This window comes from Hydrocoleum sp. CS-953 (assembly GCF_002260545.1).
Classification (GTDB): Bacteria; Cyanobacteriota; Cyanobacteriia; order Cyanobacteriales; family Microcoleaceae; genus Trichodesmium.
In genome coordinates, this window is sequence record NZ_LGSU01000794.1 from 1 (window position 1) to 4,706 (window position 4,706).

Annotated in this window: 2 protein-coding genes and 2 pseudogenes; 2 read left to right on the forward strand and 2 right to left on the reverse strand. The window is 33.9% G+C overall.

Annotated elements, in window-relative coordinates; genetic code table 11:
* Positions 1-116: 116 nt before the first annotated feature.
* Both AFK68_RS41430 and crtH read right to left on the reverse strand, forming a co-directional pair.
* A pseudogene (locus tag AFK68_RS41430) lies at positions 117-719 on the reverse strand (carotene isomerase); the annotation flags it as partial.
* A 1-nt stretch (position 720) separates the two neighbouring features.
* Positions 721-1,808: pseudogene (gene crtH / locus AFK68_RS41435) on the reverse strand (carotenoid isomerase); the annotation flags it as partial.
* A gap of 1,831 nt (positions 1,809-3,639) precedes the next feature.
* Here crtH and AFK68_RS38545 point away from each other — a divergent pair.
* The coding region (locus tag AFK68_RS38545; protein ID WP_210407329.1) for a helix-turn-helix domain-containing protein at positions 3,640-3,807 on the forward strand (168 nt) is incomplete at its 3' end.
* Between the two features lie 39 nt (positions 3,808-3,846).
* Positions 3,847-4,706: RNA-guided endonuclease TnpB family protein (locus AFK68_RS09870; RefSeq protein ID WP_210407327.1), on the forward strand; the 860-nt coding region annotated here is incomplete at its 3' end.

Genomic DNA, 4,706 nt, shown 5'->3' on the forward strand with positions numbered 1-4,706 from the left:
ATATATTTGCTTTCCTTCTAACTCCTGACTCCTGTAGGAGCAATTTATGAATTGCCCCTAATGATTCCTAGAAAAATAACTAATATAGCAAAATTTTATGAAATTGTTATTACTTCTTACTTCTTACTTTTTAATCCTAAATCAACAGCAACTCTATGAGCACAAGCAAAACCAGAAAATGCTACAGCATTCAAACCTTGACCAGGAAATGTACTATCTCCAACACAATATAAACCAGGTATTGGAGTACGATTAAATGGCATTCCTAATAAACCTTTTAACTTACGCTGAGGAATAGGTCCGTAAGTTCCATCTTGTCGGTTTAAAAATTTTTGATGGGAGCGAGCTGTTCCTACTTCTATATGATCTAAACCTGCATTTAAACTGGGAAAAATATTTTCTAACCTATTAATAACTCCTTGTGCTGCTACTTCTTTTTTTGCTTCATATTCTTGAGCTGATAATTTTTGCCAATCTTCTATATAACTAGGTGTAAAAGTATGAACAATATGATATCCTTCTGGCGCTAAACTTGGGTCTAATAATGTCGGAATAGAAACAAAAATTGTACCTTCTGGTTCCTCCATTTTCTCCCAATTTTCTAACAGAATATGATGACATTCTGTACCTTGAGGAAATACTTTAGCTTCTACTCCTAAATGCAAACTTAAAAAACTTGGTGATTTTTGATAATTACTCCGCCATTTCATCTCACTTGANCCTTCTGGTTCCTCCATTTTCTCCCAATTTTCTAACAGAATATGATGACATTCTGTACCTTGAGGAAATACTTTAGCTTCTACTCCTAAATGCAAACTTAAAAAACTTGGTGATTTTTGATAATTACTCCGCCATTTCATCTCACTTGAGGGTATATTTTTTTCGGGAACTAATTTGCCAAAAGTATCCCATCTTGTGGCGTTAGAAATAATTCGTTTACCTCGATAAATTTTACCATTAGTTAATTCCACTCCTACGGCTTTTCCGTTTTCGATGATAATTTTTTTAACACGGGATTTATATTGAATTTCTCCTCCATTTTTCTCCAAACCTTCTACTAATTTTTGTGCAATTTTTCCCACGCCACCTTTAGGATAATTAATACCTCCATAATGTCGGTCAGAAAATACCATTCCAGCATTAATCATTGGTGTTAAATCTGCTGGAACTACTGACCAACAATAACATTCCATATCAATAAATTTTAATAACTCAGAATCATGAATATATCGACGGGCAACATCTCCGACATTTTGGGGTAAATACTTTAATAACCCTAAACAAGACCCAGGATGTTGAAAGAAAGATTTGGAGAGATATTTTAGTTCTTCTAAAGATAATAACTCCATAGAATTAAGACAATTAAATACTGCCCAACATTCATCATAAAATTGTCTAATTCCTTTCCTTTCATGGGGAAACTTTTGAGTTAATTCTTCGATAAACTTTTCATAGTTTTGGTGAACCTTTAATTCTAAATTATTTGGTAAGTGATAATGTATTTGTACAGGGTCGGGAATTGTTTCTATACTAACATTCACTGCATCCAAAGCACGAGTAAGTAAATTTGTTGTGCCTTTTTTGCCAAAGCCAAATATCATTGATGCACCAACATCAAATGTGTATCCTTTTCTTTCAAAATAACCGGAACTACCACCAGGAATAATATAACTTTCTAAGACTATAACTTTAGCTCCTTTAGCTACAAGTTGAGTAGCTGTAACTAAACCACCGATACCAGAGCCAATTACAATTGCATCATATTCAGGTATTGCCATAAATTTGTCAGTTAATGAGGGAAATGTCATTTCAGTTAACAGTTAGCCTCCTATCGGAGGAACTGCGTTAACAGTTATCAGTAACTCGCGGCTGTTGCCAGAGGCTTGATATAAGGAATATTCTCTTTTTTTTATCCCCTTAAAAGGGCAGGCTTGAGACCAGAATTTTCCGGTCATAGATACTGCCATACTAAGCCTTTGATAATTTTCTTCATTTTAGTCTATTACTGATGATTTTTATAGTATCATAATTTAGACACACCACACCCATAAACCTTTTTTTTCGTAGATAATTAATAATTAATAATTAATAATTAATAATTCAGATGACAGGGCTTTTGAGATTGTCAATTGTTAATTGCTGAAGCATCCAAACAATAAACGTAAGCATTCAGCTATTAGCAGTCAGCAATCAGCAAGAAAAACCTACGCTTAAGGACGGGGTTTAAATAAATATAGACTTTAAGGTCAAGGGTGCAATATGTGAGTAGTCAGAAAAATCTGACTCCATTAATAAAGCTTTCCTATATGCACTAAAAGCAATAGCTGAGAGCTGTTAGCGAAGCTCCTCTGAAAGAGGCGAGCTGACGGCTGAATGCTTACCAAGAAACCGAGTTTATTGCTCTGATTATTGTTTTTCAAATCAGGAAATTTAGTTGATAAATCCGGTTTCTGCATAAGTCCTATTCATATGATAACCTCTAGATCAATATAGCAATTCCTATCTCTGAGTGAGGTACAAAATTCGTTTATTTTAGAGAGTAGGTAGGGACGTTAAATTAGGTCTTCAATAATTGATAATTGATAATGGATAATTGATAATTACCTCTTCCTTTTAGGGAGAGGATTGAATAAAAGGAAAATCAATTCATTTTTTCTCCTTTAAAGGAGAGGCTTTAAACCTTAATTATTCGGTAATAATTCAGAAAGTAGGGGATAGAAAAGAATAAAAATAACTGTACCTCACTAACTTGATAAACGCTATTATAGCAGTTTCAAAAAATACTACTACATGAACTTTTTTTTGTAGTTAGGGAAGACGTGGATTTTACCATACAGGAAAATTCAATAAAGAGCAAGGATATTCCCAATTCCCTAATTTTTCCCAATTCCCAATTCCCTATAACAACCTTTTTTGAATTTGGTATAATTATGATGTTTTATCAGAAAATATTTATTGATTAGTACATATCTGTGGTAATTTGAAATTAATCAGGACTTATGCACCCGAACCCAGAAATCCAGTTTTTTCGGAGATGTCTTTTGTTCCAACTAGATTCGGCAAGGGGTCTCCCGTTATAATCTTCGATTTAACGGGAGGGGAATTGCCGAGCTGCAAGCTATCTTTTGTGTCGATTTATGTTTTTCTTCTGATTTCTTGTCTTTAAGTTTTAGTGAATCTATGAAATCATTTATTACTTGCGTCATCGTTTTTTCATTTCCTGNCCGAAAAGTACATATCTGTGGTAATTTGAAATTAATCAGGACTTATGCACCCGAACCCAGAAATCCAGTTTTTTCGGAGATGTCTTTTGTTCCAACTAGATTCGGCAAGGGGTCTCCCGTTATAATCTTCGATTTAACGGGAGGGGAATTGCCGAGCTGCAAGCTATCTTTTGTGTCGATTTATGTTTTTCTTCTGATTTCTTGTCTTTAAGTTTTAGTGAATCTATGAAATCATTTATTACTTGCGTCATCGTTTTTTCATTTTCTGCTGCATATAATCGTAGGGGCAATTCGCTCTTAGCCCCTACTTTAATCTGTTATGACTGATTCGTATATTTAATCCTGTTTTCTTGATTATGTATAGACAAACTTTACACAAACTATTATAATAGAAGTCTGGTCGAAAAGGAAAAAAATGATCATAAGTCATTGCTACAAAATCAAGCCAAATCGAGAACAAATAGCTAAAATTGATTATTGGCTAGAACTTTTGAGAAGACACTGGAATTATGCTTTGGGTCAAAGACTAGATTGGTTAAATAGAACTAGATGTCCGATTGACCGCTGCTCAATAGTTTCAAGTNAAACTATTATAATAGAAGTCTGGTCGAAAAGGAAAAAAATGATCATAAGTCATTGCTACAAAATCAAGCCAAATCGAGAACAAATAGCTAAAATTGATTATTGGCTAGAACTTTTGAGAAGACACTGGAATTATGCTTTGGGTCAAAGACTAGATTGGTTAAATAGAACTAGATGTCCGATTGACCGCTGCTCAATAGTTTCAAGTCCAATTGGCGAGATTCCTATTAGACCAGATTATTATTTTCAGCAATCAGCACTTAAACAGACAAAACAGTTCTTTCCTGAGTATAAAGAAATTTACTCTGAAGTTCAACAAATTAATCTACAAAGACTAGATAAAGCTTGGAAACGTTGGTTAGTTCCTGATAAAACAGGTAAGAGATTTGGTAGACCAAGATTTAAGAAGTCTGGCAAATTAAGGTCATTTTGTTTTAGTAGAGTTAATCATCCCAAAGCAGCAGTTAAATTTAATGGTAAACAAATTATTATTAGCAGGTTTGGTGCTATTCCAGTAATAGTTCATAGACCAATCCCAGATGGATTTACTATTAAAACGGCAACTATAACCAAAAAAGCTGATGGCTATTATATTAGTTTTAGTTTGGAAGATAACCCACCCCTATCCCCTCCCGGGAGGGGAACTAAAGGGGTGGGTTTAATTCCTACAGATAATATCAAAAATTCTGTAGGTATTGATGTAGGTTTAAAAGAGTTTTTAACTACTAATGCTGGTGAGACTGTTTCTGTTCCAAATTTCTATAGAAAAGCACAATCTAATTTAGCTAGAAAACAAAGTAAAGCAGCTAGAAAAGAAATTGGGTCTAATAACTGGAAAAAGGCACAAAATAAAATAGCTAGATTGCATCAACATATTGCTAGACAAAGAGAAGATTTCCA